The organism is Streptomyces sp. NPDC046303 (assembly GCF_055588085.1).
The window spans coordinates 81,627-101,908 of the sequence record NZ_JBVJFA010000015.1 but is presented as its reverse complement, the minus strand read 5'-3'; the positions used below and the strand labels follow the sequence as shown (position 1 = coordinate 101,908).

At 71.9% G+C, this 20,282-nt stretch carries 16 protein-coding genes and 1 pseudogene; 14 read left to right on the top strand and 3 right to left on the bottom strand.

Going from position 1 to position 20,282, the window contains the following annotated elements; genetic code table 11:
- Positions 1 to 78 precede the first annotated feature (78 nt).
- From ACZ6I1_RS17840 to ACZ6I1_RS17780, 13 genes and pseudogenes are all read left to right on the top strand, one after another.
- Positions 79 to 1,458, top strand: a complete 1,380-nt coding sequence (locus ACZ6I1_RS17840) for a DUF6716 putative glycosyltransferase (protein ID WP_469288140.1) — start codon at positions 79 to 81, stop codon at positions 1,456 to 1,458.
- Positions 1,455 to 1,829: pseudogene (locus ACZ6I1_RS17835) on the top strand (acylneuraminate cytidylyltransferase family protein); the annotation flags it as partial. The gene ACZ6I1_RS17840 and the pseudogene ACZ6I1_RS17835, both read left to right, overlap by 4 nt.
- Positions 1,830 to 2,237: 408 nt before the next feature.
- The gene (locus tag ACZ6I1_RS17830) at positions 2,238 to 3,146 is read left to right on the top strand and encodes an N-acetylneuraminate synthase family protein (protein ID WP_469288308.1); all 909 of its coding nucleotides are present in this window, start codon (positions 2,238 to 2,240) and stop codon (positions 3,144 to 3,146) included.
- A 63-nt stretch (positions 3,147 to 3,209) separates the two neighbouring features.
- A complete protein-coding gene (locus tag ACZ6I1_RS17825) occupies positions 3,210 to 4,343 on the top strand; it encodes a hypothetical protein (protein ID WP_469288138.1) in 1,134 nt (377 codons plus the stop codon).
- Positions 4,344 to 4,480: 137 nt separating this feature from the next.
- On the top strand, positions 4,481 to 5,725 hold the full coding sequence (locus ACZ6I1_RS17820) for an amidohydrolase (RefSeq protein WP_469288306.1): 1,245 nt from the start codon (positions 4,481 to 4,483) through the stop codon (positions 5,723 to 5,725).
- 242 nt (positions 5,726 to 5,967) lie between these two features.
- Complete coding sequence (locus ACZ6I1_RS17815) at positions 5,968 to 7,020, top strand: BMP family lipoprotein (protein ID WP_469288136.1); 1,053 nt, start codon at positions 5,968 to 5,970, stop codon at positions 7,018 to 7,020.
- Between the two features lie 166 nt (positions 7,021 to 7,186).
- A complete protein-coding gene (locus ACZ6I1_RS17810; RefSeq protein WP_469288304.1) occupies positions 7,187 to 8,854 on the top strand; it encodes an ABC transporter ATP-binding protein in 1,668 nt (555 codons plus the stop codon).
- Positions 8,851 to 9,966: an ABC transporter permease gene (locus ACZ6I1_RS17805; protein WP_469288134.1), complete on the top strand. Its 1,116-nt coding sequence runs from the start codon at positions 8,851 to 8,853 to the stop codon at positions 9,964 to 9,966. Before ACZ6I1_RS17810 ends, ACZ6I1_RS17805 begins: the two co-directional genes overlap by 4 nt.
- Positions 9,963 to 11,228, top strand: a complete 1,266-nt coding sequence (locus ACZ6I1_RS17800) for an ABC transporter permease (protein WP_469288133.1) — start codon at positions 9,963 to 9,965, stop codon at positions 11,226 to 11,228. The genes ACZ6I1_RS17805 and ACZ6I1_RS17800 overlap by 4 nt, the downstream gene beginning before the upstream one ends.
- Entirely contained in the window at positions 11,225 to 11,623 is a 399-nt protein-coding gene (locus tag ACZ6I1_RS17795) for a cytidine deaminase (protein ID WP_469288131.1), read from the top strand. The genes ACZ6I1_RS17800 and ACZ6I1_RS17795 overlap by 4 nt, the downstream gene beginning before the upstream one ends.
- 88 nt (positions 11,624 to 11,711) lie before the next feature.
- Positions 11,712 to 12,989, top strand: a complete 1,278-nt coding sequence (locus tag ACZ6I1_RS17790) for a thymidine phosphorylase (protein ID WP_469288129.1) — start codon at positions 11,712 to 11,714, stop codon at positions 12,987 to 12,989.
- A 439-nt stretch (positions 12,990 to 13,428) separates the two neighbouring features.
- On the top strand, positions 13,429 to 15,735 hold the full coding sequence (locus tag ACZ6I1_RS17785) for a hypothetical protein (protein ID WP_469288127.1): 2,307 nt from the start codon (positions 13,429 to 13,431) through the stop codon (positions 15,733 to 15,735).
- A gap of 64 nt (positions 15,736 to 15,799) precedes the next feature.
- On the top strand, positions 15,800 to 16,141 hold the full coding sequence (locus ACZ6I1_RS17780) for an STAS domain-containing protein (protein ID WP_469288126.1): 342 nt from the start codon (positions 15,800 to 15,802) through the stop codon (positions 16,139 to 16,141).
- Here ACZ6I1_RS17780 and ACZ6I1_RS17775 read toward each other — a convergent pair.
- From ACZ6I1_RS17775 to ACZ6I1_RS17765, 3 genes are all read right to left on the bottom strand, one after another.
- Entirely contained in the window at positions 16,037 to 17,035 is a 999-nt protein-coding gene (locus tag ACZ6I1_RS17775) for a sigma-70 family RNA polymerase sigma factor (protein ID WP_469288124.1), read from the bottom strand. The two genes, ACZ6I1_RS17780 and ACZ6I1_RS17775, sit on opposite strands and share 105 nt — an antisense overlap.
- A gap of 84 nt (positions 17,036 to 17,119) precedes the next feature.
- Positions 17,120 to 17,812, bottom strand: coding sequence for a L,D-transpeptidase family protein (locus tag ACZ6I1_RS17770; RefSeq protein ID WP_469288302.1), 693 nt, complete (start codon positions 17,810 to 17,812; stop codon positions 17,120 to 17,122).
- 123 nt (positions 17,813 to 17,935) lie between these two features.
- Positions 17,936 to 19,219, bottom strand: coding sequence for an MFS transporter (locus ACZ6I1_RS17765; RefSeq protein ID WP_469288122.1), 1,284 nt, complete (start codon positions 19,217 to 19,219; stop codon positions 17,936 to 17,938).
- Positions 19,220 to 19,317: 98 nt separating this feature from the next.
- Between ACZ6I1_RS17765 and ACZ6I1_RS17760 the strand changes: the two genes are divergently transcribed.
- Positions 19,318 to 20,280: a LysR family transcriptional regulator gene (locus ACZ6I1_RS17760; protein WP_469288120.1), complete on the top strand. Its 963-nt coding sequence runs from the start codon at positions 19,318 to 19,320 to the stop codon at positions 20,278 to 20,280.
- Positions 20,281 to 20,282: the final 2 nt, after the last annotated feature.

The window sequence follows — 20,282 nt, the reverse complement described above, 5'->3', positions numbered from 1 at the left end:
ATTCCGTAGTCGCGTTGTTAACCGGCTGTTGTGCGCTCGTTGGGCCGATCACCGAATTCGCGGAATAGCTTCTGCCGCGTGCCAGAACGCAAACGCGTCGCCGTTATCGCCGATTCCGACACGCGATGGAAATGGGGCGCACTCACCGCCCGCCGTCTCGTGCCCGACCACCAGCTCGCCGGATTCCTGCTGCGCGGACGTGCCACACCCACCGCGCGCCAGCTCGGCGAGGTGGGGGTCCGCGACGTCCGGCCGGCCGAGGTGACCTGCGCGGAGTTCCTGACCGAGATCGGGCGGGAGCGCTACGACGTCATCGTCCTCGCGCTGGTCGGCGGGGCCGTCCAGGCCGTCCTGCACGGGGCCCGCGCCCTGTGGCCCGCGCCGTCGAGCCGCCCCGTCCTGGTCACCGGGTACGTGGGCGTCGTATACGAGAAGCTCGCCGACGGGCTGCTGCTGCGGCACGGCGCCGACCTCGTCCTGGCCAACTCCCGGCACGACGCGGAGCGGTTCCGCGCCGTGTACGAGGGAGTCGGCGCGGACACCGGCGCGGTCACCGAGACCGCACTGCCCTTCCTCGGCGGGGCGCCGTACGAGCCCGCCGGATCGGGGACGCACACGGTCGTCTTCGCCGTCCAGCCCTCCGTGCCCGACGGCCGCGCCGACCGCGCGTACCTGCTGGAGCGGGCGGCCGGGCACGCGCGGCTGCACCCGGAGCGGGAGGTGCTGATCAAACTGCGCAGCCGCCCCGGGGAACACACCACGCACCTGGAGGAGCAGCCGTACCAGCGGCTCGCCGCCAGGCTCCCCGGCGGACTCCCGCCCAACTGCCGGCTGGTGTACGGGAACATGGGCGAGGTCCTGGACGGCACCGACCTGCTGGTCACCGTCTCCTCCACCGCCGCCCTGGAGTCCCTGCACCGCTCCATCCCGACGGCCGTCCTCACCGACCTCGGCATCCGCGAAGCCCTCGGCAACCACCACTTCCTGGGCTCCGGCTGCCTGGCCTCGTGGGACCAGCTCGACGCGGGGCTGCTGCCGCGGGCCGACCGGGAATGGCTGGCGGCGCAGGGCGTCCTGCCGGTCCGGGCCGCGCCGGAGCCTGCCACGCTTGCTCCGGCCGCGCCGGGCGCCGCGCAGGCCGGCGTCGCCCACGCCGGGGGCGCGGACGCCTACGCCCTCGCCCGGGCGAAGGTCGCCGCACTGGCGGCCGAGGCCGAGCTCCCGGCACCCGCGCCCTACTACACGCTCACCACCGCCCCCCGGTACCTCCCCGGGATCCTGGCCCGGCACCATCTCGCCCCGGACGGCACGCCCCTGCCCGCCGCCGCCCGCCCGGCGGCGCGCGAGTCCCGGCTGCGCCGCACGCTCCGCGCCCACCTGCGCGACGCCGCCCGCGGCGCCTACCGGCACGGCGTACAGCGCGTGGCCCCCGTGATCCGCCGGATGGGCGAGCTGTGAGCCCCCGCGTCCTCGCCGTCATCCCGGCGCGCGGCGGCTCCAAGGGCGTCCCCGGCAAGAACCTCGCCGAGGTCGCCGGCACCCCGCTCGTCGCCCGCGCCGTCCGGGCCTGCCTCGCCGCGCCGACCGTCACCGACGTGGTGGTCTCCACCGACTCCGCGGCGATCGCCGGCGCCGCCCGCGCCGCGGGCGCCGAGGTGGTCTTCCGCCCCACCGCCCTCTCCGGCGACACCGCGAGCAGCGAGGCCGCCCTCCTGCACGCCCTCACCGCCTTCGAGGAACTGCGCTCCGTCTGCGTGGACGTGCTCCTCCTCGTCCAGTGCACCAGCCCGTTCCTGGCCGCCTCCGACGTCGAGTCCGTGGCCGCGGCCGTGGCCTCCGGCGCCGCCGACTCCGCCCTGACCGTGGCCCCCTTCCACGGGTTCCTGTGGCGGGAGGACCCCGACGGCTTCGGCACCGGGGTCAACCACGAGACGACGTACCGCCCCCGGCGCCAGGACCGGCCGCAGGACCTGCTGGAGACCGGCGCCGCCTACGCCATGGACGCCGCCGGCTTCCGCAGCGCCCGCCACCGCTTCTTCGGGCGCACGCTCCCCGTCCCCACCGACCCCGCGCGGGTCCTGGAGATCGACGACCCGCACGACCTGGAGCGGGCCCGCCTCCTCGCCCCGCTGCTCGACGTACGACCCGACCCGCAGCCCACACCCCACGCAGCACCCGCCACACCCACACCCGCCCCACCCGCTCTCGTACCCCCGCACCGAAGGACGCCACCTGTCATGACCGCCTCCCCCAACAGCCGCCTGCGTACCTTCGGATCGCGCACCGCGGGCCCCGGCCGGCCGGTGTACGTCGTCGGCGAGATCGGCATCAACCACAACGGAGACCTCGGCAACGCCTTCGCCCTCATCGACGCGGCCGCCGAAGCCGGCTGCGACGCCGTGAAGTTCCAGAAGCGCACCCCCGAGATCTGCACCCCGCGCGACCAGTGGGACATCGAGCGCGACACCCCCTGGGGCCGGATGACCTACATCGACTACCGCCACAAGGTGGAGTTCGGCGAGGACGAGTACCGCGCCATCGACGAGCACTGCGCCACCCGCGGCATCGACTGGTTCGCCTCCCCGTGGGACACCGAGGCCGTCGCCTTCCTGGAGAAGTTCGACCTCCCCGCCCACAAGGTGGCCTCCGCCTCGCTGACCGACGACGAGCTGCTGCGCGCCCTGCGCGCCACCGGCCGCACCGTCGTCCTGTCCACCGGCATGTCCACCCCGAAGCAGATCCGCCACGCGGTGGAGGTGCTCGGCAGCGACAACATCCTGCTGTGCCACGCCACGTCGACGTACCCGGCCAAGGCCGAGGAGCTCAACCTGCGGGTCATCCACACCCTCCAGGAGGAGTACCCCAACGTCCCGATCGGTTACTCCGGCCACGAGACGGGCCTGCAGACCACCCTGGCCGCCGTCGCCCTAGGCGCCGCCTTCGTCGAGCGCCACATCACCCTCGACCGCGCGATGTGGGGCTCCGACCAGGCCGCCTCCGTCGAGCCCGGCGGCCTCTCCCGACTCGTCCGCGACATCCGCACCATCGAGACCGCCCTCGGTGACGGCGTCAAGCGGGTCTACGACTCCGAGCTCGGCCCCATGAAGAAGCTCCGCCGCGTGCAGGGCGAGCTCGCAGCCGTCTGACCCCGGTCCGGGCCCCCGGTCCGCCGCCGTGTACGAGATCCGTCCCCTGCCGAGGAGTACGTGATGCCCGCTCCAGCCCTCACCCTGGCGTTCGTCGAGAGCCCGGTCCAGCTCCTGAACGTGCTGGAGTGGGCGTACGCGCCCGGCGAGTCCGTCCCGCTGCTGGACGGACTCCCGAGCCAGCCGGCCCGCGGCACGGGCGCTGCCGCGCCGCCGGAGCGGATCCGGATCGTCGTCCTGCCGCCCACCGACCCCATGTCCCGTGGCCAGCTGCGCCGGATGGCGGCGCTCGCCCGCGACGAGGGGCACGAGGTCCGCTGGCAGGAAGCCCGCGGGGGCCGGCTCGCGCCGCTGAAGGCGCTGGCCGCCCTGGCGGGCGACGTGCGCGCGGCCCGCACCGTCGTCGTCGGCGACCCCTTCTCCCGCTACGTGCAGCTGCTGCTCACCCTGGTCCGGGCCGAGCGGCTCGTGGTGGTCGACGACGGCACCGCCACCATGGAGTTCATCGCCCAGACCGCCCGCGGCGAGCGCCTGGTCCGCTGGCACCGCGTGGGAGGCGGCGGGCCGGCCGGACGGCTGCGCGAACTGGCGTACGCACCGGTGTCGGCGACCGCCCGGCGCCGCTTCACACCCACCGGAGGCAGCGGCCGGCGCGTCGAGGTGTTCAGCTCGATGCCCGTGACCGCCCACGGCGCCATGACGCTCCGGCTCAACGACTTCGCCTGGACCCGGGCCCGCTTCGGCCCGCCGCGCCTGACCAAGGGCACCGACCTGGTCGGCACCTCGCTCGTGGAGACGGGCGTGGTGGACCCGGCCTGCTACCGGGAAGCCGTGCGCACCCTGACCCGCGTGCACGGAGCCACCCGCTACTTCGCGCACCGCCGGGAGTCCCCGGAGAAGCTGCGCGCGCTGAGCGAGGCGACCGGGCTGGAGATCGTACGTCCGGACCTGCCGCTGGAGCTGATCGCCCGGCGCGGTCCGGTCGGCCGGACGATCGTCAGCTTTCCGTCCACCGTCGTCCACACCCTGCCGTACGCGCTGACCGGCACCGGTGTGACGGTCGCCGTATGCGATATCGACCCCGACTGGCTCACCGGGTCCGCGTCCCCGCGCGCCCGCGGCTTCCTCGCGGGGGTCACCGACAGCGCCCGCGACGTCCGCAGACTCCCCGCTCAGGCGGCTCCCGCGGCCGGATGAGCGGGCGAGTGTACCCCCGCGTGCATCCGGTCATGCGTCCAGAGGCCGGGTTTCTTTCCCCTAACGGCATGAACTTTTCGTGATCCTCAGCCAGTTGGGCCATTGGTGCGCCTACCCTTCAACAGGTGAACCAGTTGATGTCCCGCGAGTCCCAGACCGCCCAGCCCGCCGTGTCCGAGCGGCCCGAGCTGCCCGGCAAACTTCCGGATCACCTGAGTGCCGAACTGATCGCCTTCCGCCGGGACTTGCACATGTACCCGGAACTCGGACACCAGGAATTCCGCACCACGGCGGCGATCAAGGCCCGGCTCGAAAAAGCCGGCCTGCGACCACGGGTGCTGAAGTCCGGTACCGGCCTCGTCTGTGACGTGGGGGTCTGGGACGGCATGCGGCCGATGCTGGCCCTGCGCGCGGACATCGACGCCCTTCCCATTCCGGATGCCAAGACGCACGTCTCGTACCGCTCCACCTTCCCGGACCGCGCCCACGCCTGCGGGCACGACGTGCACACCGCGATCGTCCTCGGCGCCGGGCTGGTCCTCGCCGAGCTGGAACGCCAGGGCCAGCTGCCCCGCCCCGTGCGCCTGCTGTTCCAGCCCGCGGAGGAAGTGCTCCCGGGCGGAGCGACCGAGGCCATCGATTCCGGGGTGCTGGACGGCGTGGGGAAGATGATCGCCGTGCACTGCGACCCGCGGGTCGACGCCGGGCGCATCGGGCTGCGGCCCGGCCCCATCACCTCGGCGTGCGACCGGCTGGAGGTCACCCTCTCCGGCTCCGGCGGGCACACCGCGCGCCCGCACCTGACCACCGACCTGGTGACGGCCGCCGCCCGGGTGGCCGTGGACGTCCCGGCGCTGCTGACCCGCCGGATGGACGCCCGTGCGGGCATGTCGGTCACCTGGGGCCGGATCGAGGCCGGGCACGCCTGCAACGTCATCCCGATGCACGCCGAGCTGTCCGGGACCGTACGGTGCCTGGACCTGAACGCCTGGCACGAGGCGCCGGACATGATCCACGCGGCGATCGACGAGGTCGCGACGATGCACGGGGCCAAGTTCGAGATCAACCACGTCCGCGGAGTGCCCCCGGTGGTCAACGATCCCGTGATCACCGAGCTGCTGCGCGAGGCGATGACCATCCGCTGCGGCGCCGGGGCGGTCGAGGACACCGAGCAGAGCCTGGGCGGCGAGGACTTCTCCTGGTACCTCGAGCACGTCCCGGGGGCCATGGCCCGCCTGGGCGTCCGCCGGCCGGGCGACACCTCCAAGCACGACCTGCACCGGGGCGACTTCGACGTGGACGAGTCCGCGATCGCCGTCGGCGTGGAGTTCTTCACGGCCGCCGCCCTCCTGGACGGGCGGCGCGCGGGGACCGTCAGGTAGCCGCCACAGGGGCGCGCGGAGGAAAACCCGGTACAGCATGCGCGCGCCGCGTGGCGGACGTGTCCAGCCCTTGGTACACAAGGGCTGGGCACATCAGCAGTTACCGATCGGTCACTGTCCGGTTCGCGACGATCCGATAACGACTCATGAACGGGCCTTTAACTGACATCTACGCGCGTTACGATCGCCGCGAAACCAGCGCCGGTCGTGGCGCTTCGGTCAGGTTTTGAAGGAGCCTCCCCTTGCGCCGGATCACCAGGATCGCCACCGTGGGCCTCGCGTCCGCTGCGCTGGCCCTCTCGGCCACCGCCTGTGGCGGTAAGAAGTCGTCGGACACCGGATCCTCGGACTCGAAGGAAGCCAGCGCCGCCATCGCGTACGACATCGGTGGCCGCGGCGACCAGTCGTTCAACGATGCCGCGTACGCCGGTCTGCAGAAGGCCGAGTCGGAGCTGAAGATCAAGGGCGCCGAGGCGGAGCCCACGGACGGCGAGGGCGAGGCCGACAAGGTCCAGCGCCTCACCGAGCTGGCCCGCAAGGGCAACAACCCGGTCATCGGCGTCGGTTTCGCGTACGCCCCGGCCATCAAGAAGGTCGCGCCGAAGTTCCCGGACACCACGTTCGGCATCATCGACGACACCTCGGTGACCGGCCCGAACATCGCCAACCTCGTCTTCAACGAGGAGCAGGGCTCCTACCTGGCCGGCGTCGCCGCCGCCAAGGTGTCCAAGACCGGCACGGTCGGCTTCATCGGCGGCGTCGAGGTTCCGCTGATCAAGAAGTTCGAGGCGGGCTTCGCCCAGGGCGTCAAGGACACCAACCCGAACGCCAAGGTGCTCTCCCAGTACCTGACCCAGCCGCCGAACTTCGACGGTTTCGCCAAGCCCGACCTCGGCAAGGCCGCCGCGCAGGGCCAGCTCGACGCGGGCGCCGACGTGGTCTACGCCGCCGCCGGTCTGGCCGGCTCCGGTGCCATCGAGGCCGCCTCGGCCAAGGGCAAGTGGGCCATCGGCGTCGACTCCGACCAGTACAACCAGGCCGGTCTGTCGAAGTACAAGGACGCCATCCTGACCTCGGTCACCAAGGACGTCTCGGACTCCGTCTTCGACCTGATCAAGTCGGTCAAGGACGGCAAGCCGACCACCGGTGAGATCCGCTACGGCCTGGACAAGGACGGCGTCGGCCTGGCCGACTCCAACCCGAAGTACAAGGAGATGGCCGACGTCATCGCCGCGGTGGAGAAGGCCAAGGCCGACATCATCGCCAAGAAGATCACCGTCAAGACCGCGCCGTAAGGCAGTCTCTGACATGTAGTTCTGGTCTCCGGGGTCCGGGAAGCGGTCTCTATCGCTCCCGGGCCCCGCACCACGTTCTTTCAGCAGCAATCCGTGAGCTTGTGGCCAGTTGGCCTCAAGTTTTCACTTCCGACAGTGCTACGCGCGTAGAAGCATCGTGGACGCGATACTTTCACCACCCGCCCTGTCCCCCTGCCTCCCGCTCCTTCCGCGCCAAGGAGAGTGCGTCATCAACGCGTCCAGCCCGCCCCCCGCCGTAGAACTGCACGGCATCACCAAGCGCTTCCCCGGCGTCGTCGCCAACAAGGACATCGCGATCACCGTCCGCAAGGGCACGGTCCATGCCTTGATCGGCGAGAACGGCGCCGGCAAGTCGACCCTGATGAAGATCCTCTACGGCATGCAGAAGCCGGACGAGGGCACCATCGCCATCGACGGGGAGCAGGTCTCCTTCCACAGCCCCGGCGACGCCATCGCCCGCGGCATCGGCATGGTGCACCAGCACTTCATGCTCGCCGACAACCTCACCGTCCTGGAGAACGTGGTTCTCGGCGGCGAGAAGCTGTACGGCATCGGCGCCAAGGCCCGTAAGAAGATCAAGGAGATCTCGGACGCGTACGGCCTCGGGGTGCGTCCCGACGCCCTGGTCGAGGACCTCGGCGTCGCGGACCGCCAGCGGGTGGAGATCCTCAAGGTCCTCTACCGCGGTGCCAAGATCCTCATCCTCGACGAGCCGACCGCCGTGCTCGTGCCGCAGGAGGTGGACGCGCTCTTCGACAACCTGCGCGAGCTCAAGGCCGAGGGCCTGACCGTCATCTTCATCTCGCACAAGCTGGGCGAGGTGCTGAAGGTCGCCGACGACATCACGGTGATCCGGCGCGGCACCACCGTCGGCACGGCCGATCCCAAGACGGCCACCACCAAGCAGCTCGCCGAGCTGATGGTCGGCTCCGAACTCCCCTCGCCGGAGACCCGCGAGTCCACGGTGACCACCACGCCGATGCTCCAGGTGGAAGACCTGCGGCTGGCCGCGGTCGACCCGGACGGCATCGTCCGCGAGGTGCTCGCCGGCATCGACTTCACCATCCACAAGGGTGAGGTGCTCGGCATCGCCGGCGTCGAGGGCAACGGCCAGACGGAGCTCATCGAGGCCCTCATGGGCATGAGCATCCCCGATGGCGGAACGATCACGCTGGACGGCAGCGACATCTCCACGGCCGCGACGCGCAAGCGCCGCGAGGGCGGCATCGGCTACATCCCCGAGGACCGCCACCGGCACGGCCTGCTGCTGGAGTCCCCGCTGTGGGAGAACCGCATCCTCGGCCACGTCACCGAGGCGCCCAACTCCAAGCGCGGCATCCTCGACCCGAAGGCGGCCCGCAAGGACACCGAGCGGATCGTGCGCGAGTACGACGTCCGCACGCCCGGCATCGAGGTCACCGCGGCCTCGCTCTCCGGCGGCAACCAGCAGAAGCTGATCGTCGGCCGCGAGATGAGCCACAACCCGAAGTTCCTCATCGCCGCGCACCCCACCCGCGGTGTGGACGTCGGTGCGCAGGCGCAGATCTGGGACGCGATCCGCGAGGCCCGCCGCGAGGGCCTGGCCGTCCTGCTCATCTCCGCGGACCTGGACGAGCTCATCGGCCTGTCCGACACCCTGCGGGTGATCTACCGCGGCCGCCTGGTCGCGGACGCCGACCCCGCGACCGTCACCCCGGAGGAGCTCGGCACCGCCATGACGGGCGCCGCCACCGGGCACCTGGAAGCAACCGACAACCACTCCGCCGCCGGTACCGAGCCCGGTACCGATGCACCGGAGGACGAGGCCCGATGAAGAAATTCGACAAGGACCGGCTGCTCCTCGGCTTGGCCGGGCCCGTGCTCGCCCTGGTCAGCGCCTTCCTGCTGACCGTGATCGTGCTGGCGGCGACGGGCATCGACCCGATCGAGCCGCTGCGCCTCATGGTGGAGAACGCCGCTTACGAGGACGTCCAGGTCCTCATCGTGAACCAGGCCGGTACGTACTACCTGGCGGCCCTGGCCGTGGCCATCGGCTTCAGGATGAACCTGTTCAACATCGGCGTCGACGGCCAGTACCGCCTCGCGGCGATGCTCTCCGCCGTGGTCGGTGCGGCCGTGACTCTGCCGGGCCCGCTGCACCTGCTGCTGATCATCTTTGTGGCCATGCTGGTCGGTGCCTCCTGGTCCGGTATCGCCGGTGTCCTGAAGGCGAAGCGCGGCGTGAGCGAGGTCGTCTCCACGATCATGCTGAACGCCATCGCGACCGCCCTGATCGCCTGGCTGATGCTGCCGAAGAACCTCGGCGTCCAGCTGGAGGGCTCCAATGACCTGACCACCGGCGACATCGCCGAGTCGGGCTGGTTCCCGGCCGTGTCCCTCGGCGACGGGCTGGAGATCTACGGCTTCACGTTCGTGGCCTTCGCCCTCGGCATCGTCTACTGGTTCGCGCTGAACCGGACCCGCTTCGGCTTCGACCTGCGCGCCACCGGTGCCAGTGAGTCCGCCGCGCAGGCCTCCGGCGTCGACGCCAAGAAGATGATCATCACCTCGATGCTCATCTCCGGCGCGGTCGCGGGTCTCGCCGGCATGCCGCAGCTGCTGGGCGAGACGCACACCTACAACCTGGCCTTCCCCGTCGGTGTGGGCTTCACCGGCATCACCATCGCGCTGCTCGGCCGCAACAGCCCGGTCGGCATCCTCTTCGCCGCGTTCCTGATGGCCTTCATCGACAAGGCCTCGGCCTCGCTCGACCAGGCCGGGTACGCGAAGGAGATCGGCACGATCATGAAGGGCCTGATCGTGATCGCGGTCGTCGTCTCGTACGAACTCGTCCGCCGCTACGGCATCCGGCGCCAGCAGCAGAAGGTCGGCGAGGAGCTCGCCGCCGGGCACGCCATCAAGACCGACAAGGAGGTCGCGGCGTGAGCACCAGCACTGTCTCCGCGACGGCTGCCGCCCCGAAGAAGTCGGCCGGCCGCAAGAAACTCACTCTCCCCTGGATCATGCTGATCATCGCGGGCGGCCTCGCGCTGGTCTCGCTGGTCCGGCTGATCAGCGGCGCCAACGACCTGACCTCGGTCGGCCAGGTCTCCGGCGCGCTCTCCCTCGCCGTCCCGATCGGCCTCGCCGGCCTCGGCGGCCTGTGGGCCGAGCGCGCGGGTGTCGTCAACATCGGCCTCGAGGGCATGATGATCCTCGGCACCTGGTTCGGTGCCTGGGCCGGCTACCAGTGGGGCCCGTGGACCGGTGTGCTCGTCGGCATCGCCGGCGGCGCCCTCGGCGGCCTGCTGCACGCGATCATCACCGTCACGTTCAACGTCAACCACATCGTCTCCGGTGTGGCCATCAACATCCTGGCGCTGGGCTTCACCCAGTACCTGTCGAACTTCACCTTCGCCGAGGCGCCGGGCGGCTCCTCCAAGCAGTCGCCGCAGGTCGAAGCGATCTACAAGATCACCGTGCCGGGGCTGTCCGACTGGATGTCCGACCTCCAGGGCAAGCACTGGTTCTTCGTCTCGGACCTCGCCGGCGTCATCGGCGGCCTGGTCACCGAGCTGTCGCTGCTGACCGTCGTCGCCCTGCTGCTGATCCCGGCCACCTGGTGGGTGCTGTGGCGGACCACCTTCGGTCTGCGGCTGCGCTCCTGCGGTGAGAACCCCATCGCGGCGGAGTCCCTCGGCGTCAACGTCTACAAGTACAAGTACATCGCCGTGGTCGTCTCGGGCGCCCTGGCCGGCCTCGGCGGCGTGTACCTGTCCGAGGTCGCCAGCCCCATCTACCAGGAGGGCCAGACCGGCGGCCGCGGCTACATCGGTCTCGCCGCGATGATCTTCGGTAACTGGATGCCGGGCGGCATGGCGCTGGGCGCGGGCCTGTTCGGCTTCATCGACAGCCTCAAGCTGCGCGGTGGCGCCACCAACGTCCACGCGATGCTCCTGCTGATCGCGATCCTGCTGGTGCTCGTCTGCGTGTGGCAGCTGTACAAGAAGAAGTACCTCCAGGCCGGCATCTCGGCGGTCTGCGCGGCGCTGCTCTTCCTCTGGTACGTGTTCACCGACTCGGTGCCCAGCCAGTTCGTGGACGCCGCCCCGTACGTGACCACCCTGCTGGTGCTCGCGCTGTCGGCGCAGCGGCTGCGGATGCCGAAGGCGGACGGCATGCCGTACCGCAAGGGCCAGGGCAAGTGACGAGCGCGCACGCCGTCGACTGGGAGGCCCTGCGCGAGGCCGCCCGGGACGCCATGTCCCGGGCCTACGCCCCGTATTCGGGCTTCCCGGTCGGTGTCGCCGCGCTGGTCGACGACGGCAGGACCGTCACCGGCTGCAACGTGGAGAACGCGAGCTACGGCCTCGGGCTGTGCGCCGAGTGCGGCCTGGTGTCCTCCCTCCACGCCACGGGAGGCGGCCGGCTGACGCACTTCACCTGCGTCGACGGCCGCGGCGAGATCCTCGTCCCGTGCGGCCGCTGCCGACAGCTGCTCTTCGAGTTCGGCGGACCGGACCTGCTGGTGGAAACCCCGAAGGGGATCCTCCCGCTGGCGGAGATGCTGCCGCAGGCCTTCGGGCCCGACCATTTGAGATAGCCGTGCCGACGGCCCTCCGCCTGCCCGGGCGGAGGGCCGTCGTCCTTCCGAAAACCCCTCTCTCTATGCGCGTAGAAGGAAGCACCACATGGACGTCATCTCCGTCATCCGGACCAAGCGGGACCGCGGTGAACTGAGCCCCGAGCAGATCGACTGGGTCATCGACGCGTACACCCGCGGTGTCGTGGCCGACGAGCAGATGTCGGCCCTGGCGATGGCCATCCTGCTCAACGGGATGAACCGGGCCGAGATCGCCCGCTGGACCGCCGCGATGATCGCCTCCGGCGAGCGCATGAACTTCGACTCCCTCTCCCGCCCCACCGCCGACAAGCACTCCACCGGCGGCGTCGGCGACAAGATCACGCTGCCGCTGGCCCCGCTCGTCGCCGCGTGCGGCGCGGCCGTGCCGCAGCTGTCCGGCCGCGGTCTCGGCCACACCGGCGGCACCCTCGACAAGCTGGAGTCCATCCCGGGCTGGCGCGCGCTGCTGTCCAACGAGGAGATGCTGCACGTCCTGGACACCACCGGCGCGGTCATCTGCGCGGCGGGCGACGGCCTGGCCCCGGCGGACAAGAAGCTCTACGCCCTGCGCGACGTGACGGGCACGGTCGAGGCCATCCCGCTGATCGCCTCCTCGATCATGTCGAAGAAGATCGCCGAGGGCACCGGCTCGCTCGTCCTGGACGTCAAGGTCGGCAGCGGCGCCTTCATGAAGAACATCGAGGACGCGCGCGAGCTCGCGCGCACCATGGTGGGCCTGGGCACCGACTCGGGCGTCAAGACCGTCGCCCTGCTCACCGACATGTCCACCCCGCTCGGCCTGACCGCCGGAAACGCCCTCGAAGTCCGCGAGTCGGTCGAGGTCCTCGCGGGCGGCGGCCCCGCCGACGTCGTCGAGCTGACCATCGCCCTGGCCAAGGAGATGCTGGACGCCGCCGGCATCAAGGACGCCGACCCGGCGAAGGCCCTGGCCGACGGCTCCGCGATGGACCACTGGCGCCGGATGATCGCGGCCCAGGGCGGCGACCCGGACGCGGCCCTGCCCGTGGCCCGCGAGCAGCACGTGGTCACCGCCTCGGCCTCGGGCGTCCTGACCCGCCTCGACGCGTACGCGGTGGGCGTCGGTGCCTGGCGCCTGGGCGCGGGCCGCGCCCGCAAGGAGGACCCGGTGCAGGCGGGCGCGGGCATCGAGCTCCACGCGAAGCCGGGCGACACGGTGACCGCGGGCCAGCCGCTGATGACCTTGCACACGGACACCCCGGAGAAGTTCGACTACGCCCTGGCCTCCCTGGAGGGCTCGTACGACGTCGCCCCGGCGGGCACGGCCTTCACGGCGTCCCCGATCGTCCTGGACCGCATCGCCTGATCCAGGACCCTCGTCCCGTCGGCGCGGCTCCCCGTCCGGAGCCGCGCCGGCGTCACGTCCGGAGCCGCGCCGGCGTCATGTCATGCCCGCGGGTGCGGGGCCGGGGGGCCGGCAGTATCGTGGCCGTGTGAGTGAGGGACCGCCCCGTACGCCCTCCGGCGGATCCGAGCCGGGTGATCAAGGCGGCCGGGCGGCACGGCGGTTGAAGGAATTCCTCGCCGCGCGCGAGCCGGTGGCAGAGCCCACCGCAGACGGCGACGAGAGCGCGGACCGGCCCGGCTCGTCATCGGCCCCTTCCCAGGATTCCACTCCCGCACGCCCCCCACGCCCCGCACGCCCCCCACATCCCTCGCGCCCCGAGACCGACTGAGCGCCGACCGGGGGAGCGGAGCGGCCTGGGGCGTCCAGGCAGGTCCGAACCAACCTCGGCGGTGCAGCCATGCAGGGACCCAACGCTTCAGAGGACCGTGCGGAACGGACGTACGACCGCCCACCCGGCGGCAAGGCCCTGACCCGGCTGCTGCAGGAGCTCGAACGCACCGGGCTCGGCGAGGAGGCCGCCGCCGCGGTCGAGCAGGCGGCGCCCGCGCTCGGGACGGAGCAGCAGGACGACCTGATCACCCGGGCCGTGGGGCCGCCGGAAGCCCGGCCGCCGCAGGCCAGGCCGCCACGGCAGGGCGAGGAGGGTGAGGAGGGCGTGGAGGGCGAGGAGGGCCGCGCCGAGGCCGCCGCCCCGGACACCGAAAGCCTTGCCGCCGAGTACGGGGCGGTCGCGGAGATGCTCGCCCGGCCGCCGGGCGCACCGGGCCCCCAGTGGCAGTCCCTCGGCCCGGTGACCGTGCCGAACGGGCAGACGTACGGGCGGAGCCGGGTCAACGTATCGGGCCGGATCTCCTCGATCGCCGTGGATCCCGGAGACTCCGCGCACCTGCTGGCCGGGTCCGCGGGCGGCGGGATCTGGGAGAGCGAGGACGGTGGCGCCTCCTGGGCGCCCCGTACCGACGACGCCGCGACGCTCACCGTCGGGGCCGTCGCCTTCGACCCCGCGTCCGCGGGAAGGGTGCTCGCGGGCACGGGAGAGGGCAATTTCTGGGCCCGACTGGGCACCGGAGTGCTCCAGTCCACCGACAACGGCACGAAGTGGGCGCCCCTGTGCACCGACCCGTTCGTCGGGCAGGGCTTCTATGACCTCGTGTTCGACCCCACCCGTGCGGGCACGGTCCTCGCCGCGACGACCGGCGGCCTGTACGCCTCCACCGACGGCGGGGCCCACTGGACCCGCCGCAGGGCCGTCACCACCTGGTCGGTCTCGGTGTCCGCCACCGGCGAGGCACTGGCCGCCTGCAAGGACGGGCTCTTCCGCTCGACCGACGGCGGAGACGCCTGGAGCGCCGTCGCGCTGCCCACCCCGGGCGCCCTGCCCCTGGTCCGGTTCGCCGTGGCGATCGCCCCGTCCGACCCCACCGTGGCCTACGCCTGGGCAGCCGACGCCGAAGAGAAGGCGCGGCTGTGGCGCAGGGCCGGCGGGGCCTGGACGAAAGTGGCACCGCCCGCCGGTCTGGAGACCGAGCAGGCCTGGTACGACTGGTTCCTCGGCGTCGCTCCCGACCGCGTCGACCAGGTGTACGTCGGCGCCATCGACGCGTACCGCGGGGACCGGTCGGGGACCACCTGGACCTGGGAGGACATCTCCACCAGGGAAACGGGCGGCGACTCCATCCACCCCGACCAGCACGCCATCGCCTTCGACCCCGACGACGCCGACACGGTGTACATCGGCAACGACGGCGGGCTGTTCCGCAGCCCCGACCGGGGCACCCGCTGGCAGCACCTCAACAACGGGCTGGAGATCACCGAATTCGAGTACCTGGCACAGGACTTCACCGACCCGCGGTGGGTGCTCGGCGGAACCCAGGACAACGGCACCAACCGCTGGACCGGATCCCCCAGCTGGACCCACGTCCAGGACGGCGACGGCGGGGACTGCGCGGTCTGCCACGCCGATCCGCGCAGCGTCTTCCACACCTTCTTCGAGATGAACCTGGAACGCTCCGACAAGCGGGGCGACTTCGGCACGTGGCAGGACGTCTCGCCGCGGGTGCTGGCGGGCGAGCGCTCGCTCTTCTACCCGCCGTTGGAGAGCAGTGCCACCAACGGCCGTACGATCGCCCTCGGCGGCGGGGCGCTGTACGTCTCGCGCGACAACGGCGGCCACTGGACCCGGCTGGCGTTCCCCACCGCCGGTGTGGCCGGCGCGATGTACATCCCGCACGCCGACGAGATCCTGGTCGGCACCGTCAAGGGCGCCCTGTACCGCACCACGTTCTCCGGCGGCGCGGGCGGCTCGTGGAGCGCGCTCACCGCTCTGTCGACGCCCCGGACGGGGGCATGGGTCAGCGACATCCACGTCGATCCCACCGACACCGACCGCGTCTGGGTCACGCACAGCTCGATCGGCGGCGGCCGTATCTGGCGCTCCGTCGACGGAGGGGCCGGCTGGAGCGACCGCTCCGCGGGACTGCCGCCGCTGCCGCTCAACGCGGTCGTGGTCGACCCGCTCGACGGCGACCGGATCTGGGTCGCCGCGGACCTGGGCGTCTACGAGAGCACCGACGCCGGAGCGACCTGGCAGGCCTTCTCCGACCAGTTGCCCAACGCGCTCGTCGGCGACCTCGTGCTGCACCCGAACGCCCGGGTGCTGCGCGCCGGGACCCGCAACCGCGGCGTGTGGGAGATCAAGGTCTGACGCCCGGCCGCGCGCCGATGAGTTCCGTCCGATGAGTTCCGGGCGGTGGGGGAGTCACCCCCTTGTGGAGATCACCCGACTCGTGCTGCCCGGACCCGGCCCGACCGAACGGGACGCGGCGCGGCTGTGCGCCCGCCTGGCCCGGCTGTACGAGGACGGGGCCGCGGCGGTGGAGTGCGATGCCGGGGCCGTCACCGCGCCCGGGCTGGCCGCCGTGGAGCTGCTGGCCCGGCTGCGCCTGACCGCCCGCGGATACGGCGGGGGCTTCGCCGTCACCGGCGCACCCCCCGCGCTGCGGGCCCTACTGCACCTCGTAGGCCTCGTCGAGCTGCTCGGGGAGTCCGAAGAGGGGGAACCACCGGGCGGTGTCCAGGAAGGCGTTGAGCCCGACGATCCTGCCCTCTGAGATCTCCAGGACCTGGAGCGCCCACGGGCTGTGCCCCTTCCCGGTGGCCGACGGCCGGTACTGGCCGAAGGCCGGCATCCCGTTCGCCGTCGTCGGGATCAGGCGCGAACCCTTGCAGCCTATGCCCTGGCCCAGGTGCCAGGCCGCGATGTCCTCGTGGCCGCGCAGCCACAGGTCGTACGGCGGCATCGACAGCACCGCGTCCTCGTGCAGCAGCGTCGTGAGCCGCGAGATGTCGTACGCCTCGAAGGCCGACACGTACTGCTCCAGCAGTTTCGCCTGGTCCGCGTCCAGCGGGTCCGCGGGGTCGCTGTCGCGGATCCCGTGATCGGCGAGCGTGGCCCGTGCCCGCTGCAGTGCGCTGTTCACCGAGGCCACCGTGGTCTCCAGCAGCGTAGCGACCTCGTCGGCCTTCCAGGCCAGCACCTCGCGCAGGATCAGCACCGCCCGCTGTTTCGCCGGCAGGTGCTGGAGGGCCGCGACGAACGCCAGGCGGACGGACTCCTTCGCCAGGGCCATCTCCGCCGGGTCGGCGGTCTGCGGCAGCACCCGGCCGTCGGGGACCGGCTCCAGCCAGGTCACCTCGGGCCGCTCGTTGAGCACGGCGGAGGCCTGGTGCTGCGGAGCCGTCAGGTCCATCGGCCGGGCCCGCTTGTTCCCCGCCTTCAGCAGGTCCAGGCAGACGTTGGTGGCGATCCGGTACAGCCACGAGCGCAGCGAGGAGCGGCCCTCGAACTTCTCGAAGCTGCGCCAGGCGCGGATGTACGCCTCCTGCACCGCGTCCTCGGCGTCGAAGGACGAGCCCAGCATCCGGTAGCAGTATCCCGTCAGCTCGACCCGGTAGCGGTCCAGCGCGGAATCCAGGTCCGGCGGTGTCGTCGCGAGGTCACTCATGGCTGTCGCCCCCAGGTAGGTCCACTCCTTCGGAACCTACCGGAGGGGTCTGACAACGGCAGCCGGAACGGCCTCAGGCGCGTGTCACGTGCCCGGCTTGCGCCCGTACACGTAGACGTCCTCGCCGTTCCGCAGCAGGTTCCAGTACGCCTTCGCGTCGGCGGACCGCATGTTCACGCAGCCTGCCGAGCCGGGCGGGTTCCACATGCTCTTGGTCGTCGAGTGGAAGGCGATGCCGCCGTCGAAGAACTGCGCGTACGGCATCGAGACGTCGTAGATCGTCGACCAGTGGTCGATGCTGCGGTAGTAGATCTTCTTCAGGCCGGTGCGGGTCTCCGTGCCGTCCTTGCCGGTGCGGACCGGGACCGGGCCGTACTTCAGCGCGGCGCCGTCCTGGATCCAGCTGAGCTGCCGGGTCAGGTCGACGCAGGCGATCCGCCCCCGGTTCACCGGGCACGTGCCGGCCTTGTTGGGAGTGGTGCCGGCGGCCCGCTGGTCCAGCATCGTGCTCATCGTGCGCCAGGTCAGCGGCCCCGCGTACCCCTGCGTCGGGGTGATCCCGTGCGTCGCCTGGAACGACCTGATCGCCGTGCAGTCGGCCGCCGACTGCCGGCCGTCCACCGGCCGCCCCAGGAACCGCTCGACCTGCCGCTGGTACGGCCCGGTGGTGAGGTTGCAGGACGCGGCGCCCGCGGGCCCGCCTCCCGCGACCACCAGCGGCAGCGCCAGCGCCACCGCCGCGCCGAACACCACCGCCGCCCGCCGCCCCCTGCGCATCCGCGTCGTCCCCATCGCGTCCTCCCCTGCTCGCCCCGCAACCGTTCACCGTGTTGAATGCCCGGAAAACGACGCGAGTTGCCTGCGGGGGAGACGTATTTCCCGACCGGTCCGGCGACTTGCTCAGCGGGCGGCAGCGGCCGAAGCCGGCATGCGCCGCTGCGCGCGGGCCGCGTGCGACCCGTACAGCGTGATCGTGACGACGCCGAGCACGGCCAGCAGCGCGATGCCCACCGTGGCCGCCCACCCCGCCGAGTGGTAGGCGAGCGCGCCCAGGGTGCCGCCCGCGCTGGAGCCCAGGTAGTAGGCGGACTGGTAGAGCGCGGAGGCCTGCGCCCGGCCCGTCCGCGCCGTCCGGCTCACGGCCGCGGAGGCCACCGCGTGCCCGGCGAAGAAGCCCGCCGTGATCAGGACCAGCCCGAGCAGGATCGCCGCCAGGGACTCGGACAGCGACAGCAGCAGCCCGAGCGCGGTGGTGGTCACGGCCAGGTACAGCGCGCCGCGCCGCCCCGTCCGGGCCACCAGCCGACCGGCCGCCGCCGAGGAGACCGTACCCACCAGGTAGATCAGGAAGACCGACCCGACCACGCCCTGCCCGAGGGAGAACGGCTCGTCCACCAGCCGGTAGCCGATGACCGTGTACACGGCCCCGAAGACGGTCATGAACAGCGCGCCGATCCCGTACAGCCGCAGCAGCAGCGGATCGCGCAGGTGGCCGGCGACGGTACGGCCCACCGCGCGCGGGTTCAGCGAGGCCGGGCGGAAGAACCGCGCCCGGGGCAGCAGCACCAGGAAGGCCGCCGCGCAGGCCAGCGACATCAGCCCGACGGTCAGCAGACCCGCCCGCCAGCCGCCGAGCTGCGCCGCCCAGCCGGTGACGAGGCGGCCGCTCATGCCGCCGATGGAGTTGCCCGCCACGAACAGCCCGATCGCCCCGACCAGCGCCTTCGGCTGGACCTCCTCCGCCAGGTACGCCATCGCGGAGGCCGGGATCCCGGCGATCGCCGCGCCCTGGACGGCGCGCAGGGCCACCAGCCACTCCAGGTTCGGCGCGAAGGGCACCAGCAGGCCGATGCCCACGGCCACGACCATCGACCAGGTCATCATCCGGGTGCGTCCGAACCGCTCGGACAGCGCGCTGAGCGGCAGCACGAACAGGGCGAGGGCGCCGGTGGCCGCGGACACCGTCCAGCTGGCCTGGCCCGCCGTCACCCCGAACCCGTCGGAGATCGCGGGCAGCAGCGCCTGGGTGGAGTAGAGGAGGGCGAAGGTGGCCAGTCCGGCGGCGAAGAGCGCGAGGCTCATCCGGCGGTAGCCGGGGCGGCCGGGGGAGCGGGGTTCGGGCTGCGGCAACGACGGGGTGGAGGCACCCGGGGTGACGGGTGCCCCGGTATGAACGGGAGGCATACGTCGAAGGTAGGCCGGTGTTTTTGATGCGTCCAATGCACAGAATCGCGATAATCGATCCACTCACGCATCAGCACAGCTCAGGGGGGCGCACGTCGATGAACCGTTACGAAGAAGACATGGCCGTGACACGTCTGCTGGCCCCGCGCCTGGCGTACTTCGCGGCGGTCGCCCGGCACGAGCACGTCACCCGCGCCGCCCACGAACTCGGCGTTCCCCAGTCGACGTTGTCGCGGGCCATGGTCCGCCTCGAACAGGACCTCGGCGTCACGCTGTTCGCCCGCAAGGGCCGCACGGTCGCCCTCACCACGGCGGGCCGGACCTTCCTGGCCTCCGCCGAACAGGCCCTGGAGGGCATCGCCCGCGCCGCGGAATCCGTCCAGCAGGACGCCGACCCGGCCTTCGGCAAGGTCGCCTTCGGCTTCCTGCACACCCTGGGGCCCGAGACCGTACCCGGTCTCATCCGCGCCTTCCGCGCCGACCACCCGCGCGTGCGCTTCTCCCTGGTCCAGAACTACGGCGAGGCCATGCTGGAAAAGCTCCGCTCCGGCGAACTCGACCTCTGTCTCACCTCGCCCCTCCCCGACGCCCCCGACCTGGTCGCCCGCCGCCTCGACGAACAGCGGCTGCGCCTGGTCGTCCCCGACGACCACCGCCTCGCCGGCCGCAAGCGCATCCGCCTCGCCGAGGCCGCGGAGGAAACCTTCGTCACCCTGGAGCCCGGCTACGGCATGCGCCGCATCACCGACGACCTGTGCGCGGAGGCCGGGTTCACTCCCCGTGTCGCCTTCGAGGGCGAGGAGGCCGAAACCCTGCGCGGCCTGGTCGCCGCCGGTCTGGGCGTGGCCCTGCTGCCGCCACCGGCCGTGGCCCGCCCGGGCGTCGTCGAGCTGACGGTGACCGCCCCGCGCGCCGTCCGCGAGATCGGCGTCGCCTGGCTCGACGGCCACCCCGACACCCCGCCGGTCGCGGAGTTCAAGCGCTTCCTGCTCTCCCGCCGGGGCCGCCTGATTCCGGAACTGGAACCGCCGGTCCCCGCCGGCGACCAGGCCGTCTCCTGAGC

Coding starts and splice junctions, on each gene's coding strand:
- ACZ6I1_RS17765 (WP_469288122.1), bottom strand. CDS start 19,219: ATGCCTCCCGTTCATACCGGGGCACCCGTCACCCCGGGTGCCTCCACC.
- ACZ6I1_RS17775 (WP_469288124.1), bottom strand. CDS start 17,035: ATGAGTGACCTCGCGACGACACCGCCGGACCTGGATTCCGCGCTGGAC.
- ACZ6I1_RS17785 (WP_469288127.1), top strand. CDS start 13,429: ATGCAGGGACCCAACGCTTCAGAGGACCGTGCGGAACGGACGTACGAC.
- ACZ6I1_RS17760 (WP_469288120.1), top strand. CDS start 19,318: ATGAACCGTTACGAAGAAGACATGGCCGTGACACGTCTGCTGGCCCCG.
- ACZ6I1_RS17820 (WP_469288306.1), top strand. CDS start 4,481: ATGTCCCGCGAGTCCCAGACCGCCCAGCCCGCCGTGTCCGAGCGGCCC.
- ACZ6I1_RS17790 (WP_469288129.1), top strand. CDS start 11,712: ATGGACGTCATCTCCGTCATCCGGACCAAGCGGGACCGCGGTGAACTG.
- ACZ6I1_RS17770 (WP_469288302.1), bottom strand. CDS start 17,812: ATGCGCAGGGGGCGGCGGGCGGCGGTGGTGTTCGGCGCGGCGGTGGCG.
- ACZ6I1_RS17825 (WP_469288138.1), top strand. CDS start 3,210: ATGCCCGCTCCAGCCCTCACCCTGGCGTTCGTCGAGAGCCCGGTCCAG.
- ACZ6I1_RS17830 (WP_469288308.1), top strand. CDS start 2,238: ATGACCGCCTCCCCCAACAGCCGCCTGCGTACCTTCGGATCGCGCACC.
- ACZ6I1_RS17805 (WP_469288134.1), top strand. CDS start 8,851: ATGAAGAAATTCGACAAGGACCGGCTGCTCCTCGGCTTGGCCGGGCCC.